The sequence below is a fragment of the Sphingobium sp. B11D3B genome, assembly GCF_025961735.1.
GTDB lineage: Bacteria > Pseudomonadota > Alphaproteobacteria > Sphingomonadales > Sphingomonadaceae > Sphingobium.
The window spans coordinates 460,621-478,267 of sequence record NZ_JAOQOF010000001.1 but is presented as its reverse complement, the minus strand read 5'-3'; the positions used below and the strand labels follow the sequence as shown (position 1 = coordinate 478,267).

At 65.6% G+C, this 17,647-nt stretch carries 15 protein-coding genes, 1 tRNA gene and 1 pseudogene; 7 read left to right on the top strand and 10 right to left on the bottom strand.

What is annotated here, in order from left to right:
* The first annotated feature begins 11 nt into the window (after positions 1-11).
* Positions 12-86: transfer RNA gene (locus M2333_RS02290), tRNA-Thr, on the top strand.
* Positions 87-132: 46 nt separating this feature from the next.
* On the opposite strand, the gene M2333_RS02285 is transcribed toward M2333_RS02290, so the two are convergent.
* A complete protein-coding gene (locus M2333_RS02285; RefSeq protein ID WP_264610731.1) occupies positions 133-465 on the bottom strand; it encodes a hypothetical protein in 333 nt (110 codons plus the stop codon).
* Between the two features lie 467 nt (positions 466-932).
* Between M2333_RS02285 and M2333_RS02280 the strand changes: the two genes are divergently transcribed.
* Together M2333_RS02280 and M2333_RS02275 are read left to right on the top strand one after the other, a co-directional pair.
* Entirely contained in the window at positions 933-2,723 is a 1,791-nt protein-coding gene (locus tag M2333_RS02280) for a glycosyl hydrolase 115 family protein (RefSeq protein WP_264610730.1), read from the top strand.
* A gap of 12 nt (positions 2,724-2,735) precedes the next feature.
* Positions 2,736-3,554, top strand: a complete 819-nt coding sequence (locus M2333_RS02275) for a hypothetical protein (protein ID WP_264610729.1) — start codon at positions 2,736-2,738, stop codon at positions 3,552-3,554.
* A gap of 51 nt (positions 3,555-3,605) precedes the next feature.
* Here M2333_RS02275 and M2333_RS16965 read toward each other — a convergent pair.
* A pseudogene (locus tag M2333_RS16965) lies at positions 3,606-3,701 on the bottom strand (PEPxxWA-CTERM sorting domain-containing protein); the annotation flags it as partial.
* 692 nt (positions 3,702-4,393) lie between these two features.
* Here M2333_RS16965 and M2333_RS02265 point away from each other — a divergent pair.
* Genes M2333_RS02265 through M2333_RS02250 form a run of 4 tightly spaced genes read left to right on the top strand, consistent with a single transcriptional unit; the run spans position 4,394 to position 9,108 of the window.
* Positions 4,394-5,836 (top strand): efflux transporter outer membrane subunit, encoded by a 1,443-nt coding sequence (locus M2333_RS02265; RefSeq protein ID WP_264610727.1) that lies wholly within the window; start codon positions 4,394-4,396, stop codon positions 5,834-5,836.
* 14 nt (positions 5,837-5,850) lie between these two features.
* Positions 5,851-7,197, top strand: a complete 1,347-nt coding sequence (locus M2333_RS02260) for an efflux RND transporter periplasmic adaptor subunit (protein WP_181560224.1) — start codon at positions 5,851-5,853, stop codon at positions 7,195-7,197.
* Entirely contained in the window at positions 7,187-7,900 is a 714-nt protein-coding gene (locus M2333_RS02255; RefSeq protein WP_264610726.1) for an ABC transporter ATP-binding protein, read from the top strand. Before M2333_RS02260 ends, M2333_RS02255 begins: the two co-directional genes overlap by 11 nt.
* A complete protein-coding gene (locus M2333_RS02250; RefSeq protein ID WP_264610725.1) occupies positions 7,900-9,108 on the top strand; it encodes an ABC transporter permease in 1,209 nt (402 codons plus the stop codon). Before M2333_RS02255 ends, M2333_RS02250 begins: the two co-directional genes overlap by 1 nt.
* Before the next feature lie 167 nt (positions 9,109-9,275).
* Here the strand turns inward: M2333_RS02250 and ligD are convergent, their stop codons facing one another.
* The 8 genes from ligD to gspK form a co-directional block, all read right to left on the bottom strand.
* Positions 9,276-11,801 (bottom strand): DNA ligase D, encoded by a 2,526-nt coding sequence (gene ligD, locus M2333_RS02245; protein ID WP_264610724.1) that lies wholly within the window; start codon positions 11,799-11,801, stop codon positions 9,276-9,278.
* Positions 11,801-12,304 carry an MgtC/SapB family protein gene (locus M2333_RS02240; protein WP_264570900.1) on the bottom strand — a complete coding sequence of 168 codons (504 nt, stop codon included), beginning with the start codon at positions 12,302-12,304 and terminating at the stop codon, positions 11,801-11,803. The genes ligD and M2333_RS02240 overlap by 1 nt, the downstream gene beginning before the upstream one ends.
* 1 nt (position 12,305) lies before the next feature.
* A complete protein-coding gene (locus tag M2333_RS02235) occupies positions 12,306-13,241 on the bottom strand; it encodes a Ku protein (RefSeq protein WP_264610723.1) in 936 nt (311 codons plus the stop codon).
* Positions 13,242-13,556: 315 nt separating this feature from the next.
* Positions 13,557-14,315 carry a prepilin peptidase gene (locus M2333_RS02230; protein WP_264610722.1) on the bottom strand — a complete coding sequence of 253 codons (759 nt, stop codon included), beginning with the start codon at positions 14,313-14,315 and terminating at the stop codon, positions 13,557-13,559.
* Positions 14,316-14,322: 7 nt separating this feature from the next.
* Positions 14,323-15,045, bottom strand: coding sequence for a type II secretion system protein N (gene gspN / locus M2333_RS02225; protein ID WP_264610721.1), 723 nt, complete (start codon positions 15,043-15,045; stop codon positions 14,323-14,325).
* A complete protein-coding gene (locus tag M2333_RS02220; RefSeq protein ID WP_264610720.1) occupies positions 15,042-15,521 on the bottom strand; it encodes a type II secretion system protein M in 480 nt (159 codons plus the stop codon). The genes gspN and M2333_RS02220 overlap by 4 nt, the downstream gene beginning before the upstream one ends.
* A complete protein-coding gene (gspL, locus tag M2333_RS02215) occupies positions 15,521-16,636 on the bottom strand; it encodes a type II secretion system protein GspL (RefSeq protein WP_264610719.1) in 1,116 nt (371 codons plus the stop codon). The genes M2333_RS02220 and gspL overlap by 1 nt, the downstream gene beginning before the upstream one ends.
* Positions 16,633-17,640 carry a type II secretion system minor pseudopilin GspK gene (gspK, locus tag M2333_RS02210; RefSeq protein WP_264612547.1) on the bottom strand — a complete coding sequence of 336 codons (1,008 nt, stop codon included), beginning with the start codon at positions 17,638-17,640 and terminating at the stop codon, positions 16,633-16,635. The genes gspL and gspK overlap by 4 nt, the downstream gene beginning before the upstream one ends.
* Between the last annotated feature and the right edge of the window lie 7 nt (positions 17,641-17,647).

Below are 17,647 nucleotides of genomic sequence, written 5' to 3'. Positions count from 1 at the left end.
GTTGCGACCTTGCCGGATTAGCACAGTGGTAGTGCAGCGGTTTTGTAAACCGAAGGTCGCGGGTTCAAATCCTGCATCCGGCACCATTTCCTCACGGATGTGAGGGTGGTTGTGACCTCGCCCTATTTCGCCTCAAAGCGCGCCGATGGATGTCCGGCGATCGTCGAGAGAATTCAGGTCGGCGCTCAGGTGCATTGCATCCGAGCGCTCATCGGGATGAAAACTGCGCGACAGTCCGCCAAAAACGCGCCGCTGCTGCACTTGATTAAGATGCGCGTCGGCAGCCGCGTTGGGGACCTCTGGCGCAGTCTCCCCGCCCCACTTATAATCGGCAATTTCGTCCGCTAATCGAACGATCGAGTCCCTCAGCGAGCCGGACGCCTGGAGCGCATCGCCCACAGGGTTGGCATAGGAGACGGGGCTCATGGAACGGCGACGCCAACCGACAATCACATCTTTGATCACGTAAAGTCCCCCGTCGACGCCCCGAAGCATTTACAGGCCGGTGCAACCTTCTGCTCCTTAGAGCGTTTACACCCTTTTTTGAGCGGAGCAATTGCCATCCGCGTGGGAAAAATCGCGCGCTAGGCGGCGCTGCGGGCACTCGATTTGACGCAAAATATGGATCGTTTGGGGCCGCGGTGGAGAGTTCCCTGCGCCAACGGCGTCGAGCGCTGAAGCCCAAACCCCGCTAGAATGGCTGGAATCCTGGCATATGGCCCGCTCCGACCGCGCGAGCGTCCGGGCGTCATGCCCAGTTGATGACCGCAGAAGCACTGCCACCGGCATGCCTCTGGTCAACTGAAAATCGTATTAAAACGGCACGGTGCATTTGACAGCGGGCTCAACTATTTGCACTTTATTTGTCGGAGTAAAACGCGTGATGGTGCGCTGAGGCGTCGCAGGCAGACGAAGAGTGAAGGGAGCGGATCATGCGCGAGCACGCAGCCAGCGGAGTCACGCGGCGACGGCTGATGGGGGGCGCGGCTGCGGGAACGCTCGCGTTGCTCGGTTCACCGCTCGCCGCGCGCGCTCAGAACGTGGGATTGGGAGCGCGAGCGCCCTTCCCCCTGATCCGCAGCGGCGTGCCGGCTGCGGTGATAATCGATAGCGAAGCCGACACTGCGGTGGGCCATGTGGCCACGCGATTCGCAGAAGATATTGGGCGGGTGTGCGGCACGGCTGCGCGCGTGTCGAAAGGCTATAGGAGCGCGCCTTCCGCCGTGGCTGTCATCATCGGCGTGCTGGGCCAAAGCCGGCTGATCGACGGTCTGGTCGACGCCGGAAAGATCGACGTGAGTGATCTTGCGGGGGTTTGGGAAGCCTTTCGGCGGATCGTCGTGGATCATCCGGCCAAGGGGATCGAGCGCGCTCTCGTGATCGTGGGATCAGATCGGCGCGGCGCCGTGTTCGGCACCTATGATGTCTCCGAGCAGATCGGCGTCTCGCCATGGCACTGGTTTGCCGATGTGCCGGTCACGCGGCGGCGGGATGTGTCGATCTCCGCCACGCCGGTGCGGGATCAGCCCAAGGTGCGCTATCGTGGGTTCTTCATCAACGACGAGGCGCCCTGCCTGAGCAGTTGGGCGGAAAAGACGTTCGGCGGCTTCAACGCCGCGATGTACGCCCATGTCTTCGAGCTGCTGCTGCGCTTGAAGGGCAATTATCTCTGGCCAGCGATGTGGGCGCCGCGCGCTTTCGCCGCCGACGACCCGCAGAACATGATCCTTGCCGATGAAATGGGCGTGGTGATGGGCAATTCCCACCACGAGCCGATGCTCCGGGCGCAGGACGAGTGGCACCGCAATCCTGAAGGCGGCGTGACCGGCGGACGCTGGGATTACACGACCAACGCCGACAATCTGCGCGAATTCTGGCGCGGCGGCATCGCCCGCATGATGTCGAAAGGGAATGGCGGGCGCTATGAGTCCGTCGTTACCATCGGGATGCGCGGCGATGGCGACGAGGCTATGGCGGAAGGAACCGCGATCCCGCTGCTCGAACAGATCGTGACGGACCAGCGCGCCATCATCGCGCAGGTGACCGGGCAGCGCGCCGACAAGACCCCGCAGGTCTGGGCGCTCTACAAGGAAGTGCAGGATTATTACGACCATGGCATGCAGGTGCCCGACGATGTCATCCTGCTCTTCGCGGACGACAATTGGGGCCAGATCCGCCGCCTGCCCGATCCGACCGCGAAACCCCGCAGCGGCGGCTATGGCGTCTATTATCACTTCGATTATGTGGGTGTGCCGCGCAACTATAAGTGGCTGAACACCAACCAGATCGAGAAGGTCTGGCAGCAGATGGACCTGGCCTGGCAGCGTGATGCGCGGGCGATGTGGATCGTCAATGTGGGCGACATCAAGCCCATGGAATATCTGCTCAGCTTCTTTCTGACGATGGCCTGGAATCCCGAGGCTATGACGCCGCAGGCGCTGGCCGCTTATCCGGCGCGCTGGGCGGCGGCGACATTCGGACCCGAACAGGCCGAGGCGATCGCTGCGATGATGACGGCCTACAGCCAATATGCCGCGCGGCGGAAACCCGAACTGATCGATCAGGACAGCTTCCCGCTGGGCGACGTCACCCCGCGCGCGCTGGACGGGGGCGTGTTCGGGGCGCTGGTCGGTGAGTGGGATGCGCTCGAACGCCGGATGCTCGCCACGCGGGCGCGGCTGCGCCCCGAGCAGCACGATGCTTATGATCAGCTGCTCGCCTAACCGATCAGCGCGATGGCCAATCTGTACCGGCTCTATTATGGCGCGGCGTGGAACAAGCGGCTGGCGCAGGGCAACGACCCGCGCGCCAACTATTTCGCGGACATGGTGGAAACGAACTACCAGCGCGATGCCGATCTGACCGCGCACTATCATAGGCTCAATGGCGGCAAGTGGGATGGCATGATGGCGCAGGTGCACATCGGCTATGTCATCTGGCAGCAGCCGACCCAACAGAGCATGCCCAGCATATCGCGGGTCGGCGATGGCACGACGAAGGGCGCCCCCCTCTTCGTCACGCCCCGCCCTGCAGACCCCCGCGTCATCACGATCGCGGCGAACGACTTCTCCCGCGCGCGCCAGGCCAAGGGCCTGCGCTGGACGCCCATCGCTCATCTCGGCCAGGGCGGCAGTGCGATGGTGGCCCTTCCGCAAGGTCGTCCAGCGACCACGCCGGCCGACGGGGTCGCGCTCGATTATGAGGTGGACGTCCCCCAGGCCGGGACCGGCCAGATCACGGCCTATCTCGTCCCCACGCTGGACACGATGGGACAGGCCGGAGTCGCGCTCGGCGTGTCTCTGGACGATGGCCCGGTCACGGTCTTGCGGGCCGTGCTGGAGCCGACGGGCGGCGCACAGGACACGCCCGCCAAGCAGCGCTGGGCCGAGGCGGTCATCGACAACAGCGTACGCCTGACCGCCGATCTCGGCCCGGTTGAGGTCGGGCGGCACCGGATCAGCATCTGGCGCATCGACGACAATGTCGTGCTGGAAAAGCTGGTGCTGACCATCGCTGCCGGAGAGGGCGCGCGCCCGCTCCGGCATGACCCATGAAAAAAGGGCCGGAAGTCCAGCCCTCTCTTCCTTTTGCTGCGGGCGAAACGGTCAGCCGAAGCTGACCGACACCTTGCGGCGGCGCATCATAAGACCCACCAGCGCCAGACCGCCGAGCATCAGCGCCCAGGTCGCAGGCTCAGGAATGGGATTGGAGGCCGGCGGCGTCACCGGCGGATTATAGGCCGCCTCGCTCACCTGCACATAGCCGCCGAACCAGTCGCCCCAGCAATCGGGGCAGGTGTAGTTCGCCTTGAACTGCAGGGTTACCGACCCGGCATCGGCAAAGCCGGAGCCGATCAGCGCATTCGACCAGCCCGGCGTCAGATTGCTGGCGATGCTCGTGCCGTTGAGCAAAATGTCCGTGAACTGGAATTTCGGCGAACCGCTCAGAAACAGATCCACCTTGCTGTAGGTGGGCAGATTGAACCTGAATGTCTGGTCTACCGTCGAGAATTGGGAGACCTGGACGCCCCAATAATCGATGCCGGCCCACTGGCCTGCTGGGTTGTTGATTCCGTCGGTAATGGTCGAGGTCGCCAAAGCGGGGACCGACACCAAAGACAATGCGAGCGCCGCAGCGCCAAGCCTCACGTTCATCATGCTGTTCTCTCGAAGAAGATCGGGCTCCGTCCTGGTGCGTCGCTATCGACGATCCGGCCCTGTTGCAGCCATGATAACCGACGCGCATTCACCGAACAACTTCCTTAACCATCAATATCTTAAGGAATAGATAAGGCCTCACCGTGCCGCTTTCCGTAGCGGCAATCCATCCGCTCGGTATAATTTGTGACAATTTGCGGCTGGACGAAAATTGCGCGCTCACCCATTCATCGGGCATGAACCGCGCATTCCTGCTGCTATCGGGCATCGTCCTGCTGCCATCCTGCACCATGGCTCCCGCTTATGAGCCGAAAAGCGCCTCCGCTCTGGGGGTGCCCGATCAGTGGTCCGTGCCGGCAACGCCGGACCGGGCGGACCTGACCCGCTGGTGGCTGAGCTTCGATGATCCGGTGCTGGGCCAGTTGGTGGAGCAGGCAGCGCAATCCAACCTCGACCTCGCACAAGCGACGGCGCGGCTGCGGCAGGCGCGCGAGGCGCTGGTGGTCAGCCGCTCGAGCCTTCTCCCCTCGGCCAGTGGCTCGGCCGGTTACCGCCGGACCGAGCCGCTGCGGGGCGGCGACAGGACAACGACGCTGCCGGATGGCTCGGTCGTAACCGTTGGCGATGGCGGCACTGACAGCTTCTCGCTGGGGCTGGACGCCAGCTACCAGCTCGATCTCTTCGGCGGCGTGCGCAGCTCCGTGGCGGCCAGTCGGGCGCAATATGAAGGCGCGGGCTTCGATTATGCGACCGTGCTGCTATCGGTGCAGAGCGAGGTCGCGCGCAATTATGTGCTGGCGCGCGCCTATCAGGCGCAGATCGAGAACGCGCGGTCGAGCTTGGCGATTCAGGACGATAATCTGGAGATCGCCGGCTTCCGCGTGCAGGCCGGGCTGGTCTCATCGTTGGATGCCGAGCAGGCGCGGGCAAGCCGGGCACAGACTGCCGCCGGCGTGCCACAGATTGAGCAGCAGTATAATGCCGCTGTCTCCCGCATCGGCGTGTTGACCGGACAGGCACCCGGCGCGCTCAAGCAGATGCTGGCAGCGCCCAAGCCCATCCCCCATGGACCGGAGGAGATCGCCGCAGGCATCCCCGCCGACGTGCTGCGCCAGCGCCCCGACGTGCGCGCCGCCGAGCGAAACCTCGCCGCCACCACCGCACAGATCGGCGTCTCGCGCGCGCAGCTTTTCCCGGCACTCAGCATTGGCGGCAGCCTCAGCGCGGGCGCCACCAGCATCGGCAGCGTGCTCGATACGATTACCGGCAGCCTGTTCGCGAGCCTCAGCCAGCTCATCTTCGATGGCGGCCGCACCAGCGCGCAGATCCGCTCCGCCCAGGCTGGCGCGGAAGGCGCCTTCGCCAGCTATCGGTCGACCGTGCTGACCGCGCTGGAAGATGTCGAGAACGCGCTGGTTGCGCTGCGCACCGCCGGTGAGCGGGAACGACAGTTCGCCATCGCCTTCGATGCGGCCAACACCTCCGCTTTGCTCGCGCGGGACCAGTATCGCACGGGGCTCACTGACTTCACCACGCTCAACACGCAGGAAGCATCGCTCATCTCGGCCCGCAACGGCCTGGTGCAGGCCCGCGCCGACAAGGCAACCGCCCTGATCGCTCTTTACACCGCAATGGGTGGCGGGTGGGATTCCACCGTCACGCCGACCGCGCCTCAATGACCGGAAGCACAAGCATGGCAGATCAGCAACTCGATGATTTTCTCGGCGTGAAGCCGCAGCCGGCCTGGCGCCGCCATTTCAAATGGGTCGCCATCGTCGCTGGCGCGCTGCTGCTCATCCTGCTCGCCTGGCGCTTCTTCGGCAACGCAGAGGCGCCCGGCTATGTGACCGCGCCCGTTCAGCGCAGCCACCTCGTCACCACTGTCTCGGCGACCGGCAAGCTGGCGCCGACCAATCAGGTGACGGTCGGCTCGCAGCTCTCCGGACTGGTGGTGCGCGTGCTGGTGGACGTGAACGACCGCGTGACGCAGGGCCAGCCGCTGGCCGAGATCGACCCCGAGCAGATCGAGGATCAGATCCGTCAGGGCCGCGCCCAGCTTGCCGCCAATCAGGCGCAGGTGGCGCAGGCCAAGGCAACACTCTCCGAATCGCAGGCGCAGCTTGCCCGGCTGGAAGAGGTCGCCCGGCTTTCCGGCGGACGTGTCCCCTCCAAGACCGAGTTGCAGACCGGACGCGCCAATGTGCAGCGCGCGCAGGCTGCGCTGCGGGTAGCCGAGGCCAATGTCGTCGCCAGCCAGGCCGCGCTTTCCCAGAACCAGACGCAGCGCGCCCGCGCGATCATCCGCTCGCCCGTGGCTGGCGTGGTGCTCGCCCGTCAGGTCGACCCCGGCCAAACGGTCGCGGCCTCGTTCAACACGCCGACCCTGTTCGTGATCGCCGAGGATCTCTCCAAGATGAAGCTGGAGGTGGCCATTGACGAAGCCGATGTCGGCACGGTCAAGGAAGGCCAGAAGGCGACGTTCATCGTGGATGCCTTCCCTGAGCGGACCTTCCCGGCCGTCATCACACGGGTCGACATCGGCTCCAATCTCTCGGCCAGCGCGGCCAGCGCATCCTCGACGTCGAGCACGTCCACGAGCGGCACCACGGGTCAGGTCGTCTCCTATGCCGCCGACCTCAGCGTCGATAACGAGAAGCTCGACCTGCGCCCCGGCATGACCGCGACGGCGGATATCGTCACGTCCGACAAGAAGGATGTGCTGCTGGTGCCCAACGCGGCGCTGCGCTTCTCGCCGCAGGCGCAGGGCGGCAGTCAGGCCGGCGGCGGGCAGTCCGGCATCACCGGCGCGCTCTCGATGGGGCCGCGCCGCAGAGGCGGCGGCAATGACCGCAGCGTCACCGTGGGCCGCGGCGCGCAGCAGCAGGTCTATGTGCTGGGCGACGACGGCAAGCCGAAAGCGGTGCAGATCACCACCGGCGACACCGACGGCTTCCATACCGAAGTGCTCTCCGGTGACCTCAAGCCCGGCATGAACGTCATCACCAGCCAGCTCAGCGGGGCCGCCAGCAGTGGCCGATAACGCCTTCATTTCCCTGCGCGGCATCACCAAGGTCTATGGCGAGGGCGCAACGGCGTTCCAGGCGCTCAAGGGCGTCGACCTCGACGTGGCACAGGGCGATTTCGTGGCAGTCATGGGCCCGTCCGGCTCCGGCAAGTCGACGGCGATGAACATCCTCGGCTGCCTCGATGTGCCGACCTCGGGCGCCTTCATGTTCAAGGGCGTGCATGTCGAAACGCTGGACCGGGATCAGCGGGCACTGCTGCGCCGCAAATATCTCGGCTTCGTCTTTCAGGGCTTCAACCTGCTGGCCCGCACGACCGCGCTCGAAAATGTCGAGTTGCCGCTGCTCTATCGCGGCGATGCCAAGGATGCGCGGCGGGAGGCGGCGATGAGCGCGCTCGAGAAGGTCGGGCTGGATAAATGGTGGGACCATACGCCCGCCGAACTCTCCGGCGGTCAGCAACAGCGCGTCGCCATCGCGCGCGCCATCGTCACCAATCCCGATGTGCTGCTGGCCGACGAACCCACCGGCAATCTCGACAGCGAGCGTTCGGTGGAGATCATGGAACTGCTGCGCGGCCTCAATCGGGATGCGGGCATCACCGTGCTCATGGTGACGCACGAGCCGGATATGGCCGAGTTTGCCCGCACCATCGTGCATTTCAAGGACGGGCTGGTCGACCGCATCGAACAGGGCGCTGGCAAAAGGGCAATGCACTGATGCTGGGCACCACCTTCCTCCTCGCGCTGCGCTCCATCCTGCGGCACAAGCTGCGCTCCTTCCTGACGACGCTGGGCATCATCATCGGCGTGGCGGCGGTCGTGACCATGGTGACGCTGGGCAAGGCAACGACAGCCGCCGTGCAGCAGCAGATCGCGGCGCTTGGCACCAACATCCTGCAGGTGCGCCCCGGCCAAGGCTTCGGCCGGGGGGGCGGCGGGCCGCGTCCGCCCGAGTTCGAACCCTCGGACGTAACGGCCATTCAGCAGCAGGTGGCGGGCGTTACCGCGGTCGCACCGCAGGCGCAGGCCAGCGCGACGGCGATCTATGAGGGCGCCAATTGGTCGACGACGATCAACGGCACGACCATGGATTATTTCCAGGTGCAGCCCTGGCCACTGAGTGCCGGGCGCATGTTTATCCCCGCGGAGGAAACCGCCGGCAAGGCCGTGTGCATCATCGGCTCGACCGTGCAGCGCAACCTCTTCCGGGGCGACGATGCCATCGGCAAGCGCTTCCGCATTGGCGATGTCAGCTGCGACATCGTCGGCACGCTGAGCACGCGCGGACAAGCGGGCTTCGGCGGCGATCAGGACGATGTCGTCATCATGCCGATCAAGACCGTGCAGCGGCGCTTTACCGGGACGACGGACATCCGGCTGCTGATGGTGGGCGTCGATCAGGCCTATTCGACCCAGCAGGTGCAAGCCTCCCTCACCGATCTGCTGCGGGACCGGCGCAAGATCACCGGCGGCAAGGAAGATGACTTCAACATTTTCGACACCCGCCAGATTTCCGACACGCTGACCGGCACCACGACGCTGCTCACCCGCATCGTCGCGGCGGTGGCGGGCATCAGCCTTGTGGTCGGCGGCATCGGCATCATGAACATCATGCTCGTCTCCGTGACGGAACGGACCCGCGAAATCGGCATCCGCCTCGCCATCGGCGCGGTGCAGCGTGAGGTGCTGCTGCAGTTCCTTGTGGAGGCGGTGGTGCTCTCCTGCCTCGGCGGCGCGATCGGCCTGCTGTTGGCCCAGATCGCCATCGCCGTGGCGACGCCCTTGATGCAGGTGCCGTGGACGTTCGACGCGCAGATCAACGTCTTTGCCTTCTGCATCTCCGCGCTGATCGGGGTGGTGTTCGGCTTCTTCCCGGCTCGCAGGGCGGCGGCCCTGAATCCTATCGACGCGCTTCGGCACGAATAGGGGTTAACTGCACGCCCTCACTCCCCTTCTTCCGTTCGTGTCGAGCGTAGTCGAGACACGTGAGGGTAGCGCTGGCGTGTCTCGACTTCAGCTTGCAGCTGAAGTTTATCCTGAGCGCCCGCCTGCGGGCAGTCGAAGGGCTCGACACGAACGGGTAGGGTACAGGCTTACAACTCCGGCAAGCTCTGCGCCATCAATCCCCAGCCCCGCAGCGCCTTGTCCCGTGACCGTTCGATCAAGGCCTCCGCATCCGCGATGCTGAACGGATGCGCGTCCTTCGCATCCTCCAGCTCCTCCCAACTGATCGGCACCGCAACGGGGGCGCCGGCGCGGGCGCGGGCCGAATAGGGCACCACCGCCGTGCCGCCCCGCTGGTTGCGCAGATAATCGATGAAGATGCGCCCCTTGCGCTTGGCCTTGCTCATCGTGGCGACGAAGCGCTCCGGCTCAGCCATGCTCATCGCCTCTGCGAAGCGATGCGAGAAATCCTTGTGCGTGTCCCAATCATGCCCCGGCGTGAGCGGAACGACCACATGCACGCCCTTGCCGCCGGACAGCATGGCAAAGCTGACCAGCCCGATATCCTCCAACCGCCGGCGGATATCCCGGGCCGCGCGGATGATCTCCGAGAAATTTAGCGCCTCATCGGGATCGAGATCGAAGATCATCTTGTCGGGATGCTCGACATCGCTGGCCCGCGCGGCCCAGCCGTGGAATTCGATGGTCCCCATCTGCACGCAGGCGAGCAGGCCCTCAGCGTCCTGCACGTAGAGATAATCCTCCGTGCCGCCATCCTTCTCGCGGATGGGCACATGATGCACATGGGCACCGAACGAGCCGCTATCATGCTTCTGGAAAAAGCACTGCTTGGCCCGGCCCTGCGGGCAGCGCACCAGGCTGATGGGCCGATCCGACACGAAAGGCAGCATGATCGGCGCGATCGCCGCATAATAATCGGCCAGATCGCCCTTGGTCTGCCCGCTCTCGGGGAAAATCACCCGCTCCCGGTTGGAGATCGGCACTTCGCTTTTCGCCTTGGGTGCGGGGATTTTCTTTTCGGGCGTCACGGCGGCCGCATCCTTGTCGCTACGCAGCCCCAGGAAGCTGCCATGCCGAACTCGGCCGTCGCCGGTAAATTCCGCAAAGGCCACCTCGGCCACCAGGTCCGGCTTGATCCACTGCGCGCCGCGTGCCTCGGCCCGAGGCACCTCGGCCGCCGGGTTCTTGCGCGCGCGGGTGGCGAAGCAGGCCGCGAGATCGTCCATCGTCGCCGCATCGAAGCCAGTGCCGACCTTGCCCTTGTAGACCAGCGCCTCCCCTTCCCGCTGGCCCAGCAGTAGCGAAGCAAACGGGCGCCCCTTGGCGCTGCTGCGGCTCCAGCCGATCAGCACGAACTCCTGCCGAAGCGTGCATTTGATCTTGAGCCAGTTGCGGGTTCGCGCGCCGCGATAGGGCGCGTCGATGCGCTTGGAGATGATCCCCTCCCCGCCCGCTTTACACATGGCCGTAAACAGCTTCTCGCCCGCACCAATGACATGATCGGCGACATGAAGCGGCGCCTGTGCCGCGTGGAGCAGCGATTCCAGCCGCTCCTTGCGCTCGATGTTCGAACTGCCGCGCAGGTCCACGCCATCGAGGCTCAGCAGATCGAAGGCGAAGAAGCTCAGCGCAGCCTTGCCCTCACCCTTCAACGCGGCCTGCAAGGTCGAGAAATCGGGATTGCCGCCCTTACCCAGCGCCACGATCTCGCCGTCAATCAGCGCGGGCGGCAGATCCAGCGCGGCCAAGGCGTCGGCAATGGGCTGAAACTTGTCCGTCCAGTCGAGGCCGCTGCGCGTAAAGAGCCGAACATCCGCGCCGTTGACGGCTGCGAGTGCACGATAGCCGTCGAACTTGATCTCGTGCATCCACGCATTGCCCGTTGGCACCGCATCAACCAGGGTCGCCAGCTGCACGGACTGGAAATCCGGCCGCTTGGCTTTCGACTGAGCTTTCGACGTACGGCGTGCTGGCGCCGCCGCCTTCTTGGCAGCCTTGTCATTATGCGCGGCGGCGGCCTCCATCGCCTGGGTGAAGGCCTTGCCCTTCTTGCCGGCCAGCGACTGCGCGCCTGCCGTATCCGCCGCGATCTCCGCCATGGTGCGGTCGGTGAGCACGGATGTCAGTGATTGCTCCACCAGAACGTCGCCGGTGCCGGCGAATGCGTCGTCGATCTTGCGCAGCAGCCAGTTCTCGCGCTTTTCGCCAGGGCGCGGCTTCATCCGCACCAGCAGCCATTCGCCCTTCATCCGCTCGCCTTCCAGCCGGAAATGGAGGTGGCCCTTTTCGATGTCCTTGGCGCTCTTGCCGTCCACCGGTGCCCAGCTACCCTTGTCCCACAGCATCACCGTGCCGCCGCCATATTCACCCTTGGGGATGATCCCCTCGAACGTCGCGTAGGAGAGCGGATGATCCTCCGTCCGCACGGCGAGGCGCTTGTCGTCCGGGTCCACGCTTGGCCCCTTGGTCACCGCCCAGCTCTTGAGCACGCCGTCCACTTCCAGCCGGAAGTCCCAGTGCAGACGGGTCGCGTCATGCTTTTGCACGATAAACAAATTGCCGCCGGGGCTGCGCTCCTGCTTGCCTGCCGGCTCGGGCGTCCGCGTGAAATCGCGCTTGGCATCATAATCGGCAAGGGGGCTCTTGCGGGGCATCAGCTCTTCTCCTCTTCCTTGTCGGAGGGCCTGTCTGCGAGGCGAGGCTCGATCCAGCGCCGCTCCACCAGCCGCAGAAAGGTCAGCATCACCACCGACACGATGCTCGCCACCAAAACCAGCGGCCACTGCGCCGCACCGCACGCAATGCCCACCACGGTCGCCAGCCAGATGTGCGCCGCAGTGGTGAGATTATGGACCTCGCCCTTGCTGAAGACGATGAGGCCTGCCGCAATGATGCCGACGAACGTCCCCGTCGCCTCAAAGATACGCAGCGGGTCCATGCCCGACTGGCCGGTCGCAAGCTGACGATAGAGCGAGATCGAGCTCACCGTCATCACCGCCGCGCTGAAGCAGATGAGGCCATGGGTACGAAGCCCGGCAGCGTGTCCTCGCAATTCCCGGTCCAGCCCCAGAGCCAATCCCAGCAGGGCCGCGATGCCCAGCCGCAGCATCACCTCCCCATCGACCCAATGCAGCGGCGTTCCGGGGTTGAGATCCATGTCAGGCGCTCTTGCGGCGGCTCGACCGTGATGCGGTTGCCCGGCTTCCCGCTGTCTTCGAGGCCGGAGCCTTGGCGCTCTTGCTGGCAGTTGCCCGGCTCTTGGCGGACGCGCTCTTGGTTGTGCCGCCCTTCTTGGCAGCCCCGCCATCGCCAACCGACTTCTTGAGCGCGGCCATCAAATCGATGACATTGCTGCCGCCGGGCCGGCTCGCCTCCTCGGCATCCTCGAGGATGCGCTTGCCGCCCTTGGCCTTGCGCTTTTTCTCGATCAGCCCCTCGAGCGCCTCGATGTAGCGATCCTGAAATTCGGCCGGGTGGAACGGCGCGCATTTCTTGTCGATCAGCGTGGTGGCGAGGTCGAGCAGATCGGCCTCCGGCTTGGTGTCGCCAATGTCGCGGAAGAAGCCCTGGGCCTTCACCACCTCGTCGGCATAGCGCAGCACCTCCATCACCAGCCCGCGCCCGCACGGCTTGATGGAGACCAGCTGCTCGCGCCCGCGCACCGAAAGCTGGCCAAGGCCGACCTTCTTCGCCTGCCGCAGGGCATCGCGCAGCACCACATAGGCTTCTTCGGCCAGATCGTCCGCCGGCACGACATAATAGGGCTTGTCGTAATAGAGGACGTCGATCTCGCTCGCGTCGACGAACTGGACAAGGTCCAGCGTCTTGCGGCTCTCGATCTTAACGGCCTCGATTTCCTCATCGTCGAGCAGCACATACTGCCCCTTGGAAACCTCAAAGCCCTTCATGATCTCGTCGCGATCAACCGGCCCGACGCCGGGTGCGACCTTCTCATAGCGGATGCGCTTTCCGCTAGGCTCATGGACCTGATGAAAAGCGATCTTGGCGCCCGAGCGCGTGGCGGAAAAGACCTCCACGGGGATCGAAACGAGCGCCAGCTTGATCTGCCCACGCCAATATGCACGCGCTGCCATGAGATACCTCCGGGAATGAACCCCGCGGCGCGGTGGTTGGTTCCCTGCGGGGTCCCAAGAGGTTTGGACAAATTCCGGGATTCGGCGGAAGGCGGATGTTGCGCTCTATTTTTCAAAAGCTGCCTTTCCGGACACGACGCCATTGCGGACCTCCCCTCCGTTCGTCCTGAGTAGCTGCTGAGCCTGTCGAAGCGGCGTATCGAAGGACAAGCCCGTGCGCTGCGATGCTTCGATACGGCTCTTCGATACGCGCCTGCGGCGTACCTCAGACCCTACTCAGCATGAACGGTGAAGTTTGACCCTAACGCATCACCGTCACGGGGCGATGGTCCACGCAAGTCGAGCCGCTAGCGGTGCGGCGAGGCAGAGGAAAGTGCCAAACGGCAAGCGCATGTTCCCGGAGAGCGCGTGCCCCTTCAGACGCAGGATGACAGCCCAGATCAGCCCTCCCACGCTGGCCAGCAGCAGCACGACCGGCAGCAGCTGCCAGCCGAGCCATGCTCCGATGGCGCCGAGCAGCTTGGCATCCCCCAAGCCCAGCCCATCACGTCCACGCAGTCGCCGGTAGCTCATGGCCAGCAGGAACAGGCCGATATAGCCGACGGCGGCGCCGATCATGCGGTCCGCAAAAGGCGCGGGCACCAGCCAGTCGCCCAGGGTGAGACCGAGGATCGCGAGCGGTAAGGTCAAGGCATCCGGCAACCAGAAATGGCGCACATCCAGCACCGCCAGCGCCAGCAAGATCCACAACGCCACCGCGACCAGCGCGGCAGCGGGCAGCGGCAGCATCAAGGCGCAGACGCCGCCGATCAGCGCTGCGCCCAGTTCCGTAATCATATGCGCCGGATCGATCCGTGCCCCGCAGGTCCGGCATCGCCCGCGCGTCCGCAAGGCGCTGAGCAGTGGAATGAGGTCGATCGCGCCCAATGTCCGCCCGCAGGCATCGCAGGCAGAGCGCCCGCGCATCACCGATTCGCTACGCGGCCAGCGGGTGACGATGGCGCCGAGAAAACTGCCGGCGATGAGGCCAAGGCCGCAGCCCAGCGCCACGCGCAACAGATCGGCCCCCAGCATCACGCGATCAGAACCGGCCGACGGTCCGCAGCACCTGCTCGCCATTGACCGCCTGAAAGCCGTTGGCGCCCAGCGCCGCGCCGATCAGCGGATCGGTTGTGTGCATGCGCATCGTCGCCTCATAGCTGCCGTCCTGCTTGATCCGCACGAACAGTTGCTCCTGACCGGACTGGCTGACCAGCGGCAGTTCCACCGCATCGCCTGCGCAGCGCACCGCGCCGGCAAGACCATTGGCGAGGCCCAGCCCGCTCATGATCGCTGGCACGCGCGCGCGCACCCGCCCTTCCGCCTTGGTGCACATGCCGCCGGAGAAGTGGACGGTCATATCCTCGAACTCGACCCGGCTCACCGGCAGCGGCGCCAGCGGTGCGCCGAGCGCGACCGATCCGGTCACATCGTCCACACCGCGCCGGTTGAGCCCCAGCGTGAAGGCCCCGCTGATATCATCGCGGTCGCCTAGCCGCCGCACGATGTCGATGCGCACGCGGCCCACGAACAGCTGGATCGGGCTCAGGAACACATCCACGGTGCCCAGCTGAACCCCACGGATTTGCAGCTCCTCGGCGCCTCCCCACCAGATGGGCCCGCGCAGGGATCGGGCGGCGACGCCCATGTCCTTGAGGCCGAACAGCGCGAAGGCGGCATAAAGCGGCCATGTGACCAGCAGCGCGATCAGGAAGATCACGCCGAGCATGATGCGCGCCCGCGTCGTCTGGACCATCGCCATCATGGCTGCGTCTCCTGGAACACGGCCTGTACGGAGACGGTGCCTTCTGCCGCGCCGGGGACGATGCTGATCGTCTGGACCGCAACCCCGTCTGCCTCCAGCCGCGCGATCCATCGCAGCAACGGCCCGACGCGCGCCGAGGCGATATTCACGGACATGCGGCCCTGCCCCTGCTGGTCGGCGCGATCGAGCGTGAAGCCTGCTTCCGCTGCTGTCTGGCCGATGCGTTGATCGACCGCGAGGCGCTCGCCCTGCGCGCGCTTTTGCGGCTTCTGGCGCAATTCCGCGACCATGGCCCGCACCGACGCATAGCGATCCAGCGCGGCGCCTTGTCGCTCCCACCCCGCTGCCAGGCCATCATTGACCGGGCGCCAGACGCCCAGCCACAGAAAGATCAGCAATGCCACGATGCCCAGCCCCGCCATGAAGCGACGCTCGGCCAGGCTGTGATTAGCCCACCAGGTCCGCAGCCCCTGCATCAGCGCACCACCGTGATATCGGCGACGATCCGCGCGCCGCGCTGCTGCACGGCATTGGCGCTGATCCGCCAGCCGGCCTCCTGAATGGCGATCAGCACCTCATTGATCTCCTCGGCCTGATTGGCGGACAGTTGCACCCGCAGCGCGCCATCGCTGCCCTGATTGATGCTGGTGAGCGTGACATTGGCATTCACCTGCATGGCGCTCATCAGCCCGGCGACCGTGCCGGTGAAGCCGCCGCGCCCGCCCCGCGCGCCGAGCAAGGCGGTCACGCGCGCCTCTGCACCGGCGGCATCGGACACCGCCGGATCGACACTTTGCGCGATGGCCACGGTCTGGGCGTCCAGTCGGGAGGCCTCCGCATTCAGCCGAACGATGGTGATGAGCGAGACAATAAGGCTGGCCAGCAGAATGAGCCCGAGCATGATGGCCATGCGCCGCCAGCGATCCTTGCCGAACAAGGCCGGCGCGCGGCGAGCGAAGGCGCCCTGCCGCAGATCCAGCGGCGGCGTCGCCAGCGCCAGCAACAGCGCCTCATCGACATTATCAGGCGGCAGACGGGTCAGCGGCGCCTCGCCGATGATGAGCGGCGCGTGCGGCTCGCTGCCATCGAACGCGCTGTCGCGCCCGCGCACCACGTCCGCGCCGCCAATGGGCGCATGGACAAAGCCATCCTCAGGCGCCGGCAGCAGCAGCGCGGAAGGGACGAGGCTTGCCTGCGCGATGCCATGCTCTGTCGCCCAGTCCACCCAATGCGTCATGGCGCTGCGGCTGGTGACGGCCACGACATGCGGCGCATCGGGATCGTCATTGGCGGCGACGGCGGCGTGAAGCTGGTCGCCATCGCCAATGCTCGCCTCCAGCGCCATCAGCCGCGCGGCGGCAGCGCCTTGCTTTGGCGTCATGCCGGGGCAGGCGATGAAGTGGAGCGTCGTCACATGCGGCGGCAGCACCAGCATGGCGTGGCCGACGGGGGGCTCGGCCTCGTTCGCCTGCTCCGGCGGAAACCACTCGGTCCCGCGCCCGCGCCGCACGATTTGCTCGTCCGCCACCCGATACCAGACCGGGGGCGTGTCGCTTTCGCGCGGGAGGACAATGACATAATCGTGCTTCAACTCTCGTCACCCCATTGGCGGCGCATCAGCCGGGCCGGCTGCGTCTCCGCATCGATCAGCACAATCTCACTCACCTGGTCTCCCCCGAGATCCGCCCGCAACGTCGCCTCGAACCAGCGCGTCTTGGCCACAGTCTGGTTCTTCACATCCTCGGGCAACGCAAGCCTGACAAGCTGCGGGAGAGTCCAGAAGGCGTTCACACTGCCATACCCATCCGCAGGGCGCTGCGCCAGCACCTGCCGCGCCTGTTCGAGCCCAAGGCCGTCCGGCGCGAGCATCGCCAGCAGCACCGCCTGCCCCGGCAGCAGCGTATTGATATTGATCGGCGAGAGGCGCGTCGTCGGCAAGGTGCAGACCCAAGGGCGGATGCGCTGATAGACCTGCGGCGTCATGGCATTGACCATCAGCAGCTCGCTCGGATCGGCCATCAATGTGTTGGCCGCGCGATAGGGCGGGTCGAACCCCGCATAATAATTGTCCTCCGCGCCGCCATTGCCCGGCTCTGAATCGCTGTCGATCCAGTCGGCGGCGGAAATCGCGATTTGCGTGGCCGCATTCTGATCGACGCCGAGCAAGCGCATCAGCGCCGCGAACTGGGCGATGCCGACCGGCCGGGCAGCGAGTTGCATGGTGGACGTATCCCCCTCTACCCCACCTGCCGGCTCCGGCCCCACGACCAGACTATTCAGATTGAAGCAATTGCCGCGATCCACCAACTGCACGGTCACCGCACCGCCCGGTACGGAGATGGTCTGGTCGCGGCCCAGCCAGCCGCCCTGCAAAGTGGTGCGATCCGCGTTCACCGCCACGAGGTCGCTCACCAGATTGGCAACCATCTGCTCGCCGGTCAGCAGATAGGCGCGGCCCTGATCGGCCGAGACGATGTTGCGGGTCATCCGGCTCGCCAACGTCAGCCGATCCAGCGCGACCGCCGTCACGACCGAAAGAATGGCCACGAGTAGCAGCACCGTGAGTAGCGCGGCGCCCCGCTCACGCGTCGGCATTGCCGTG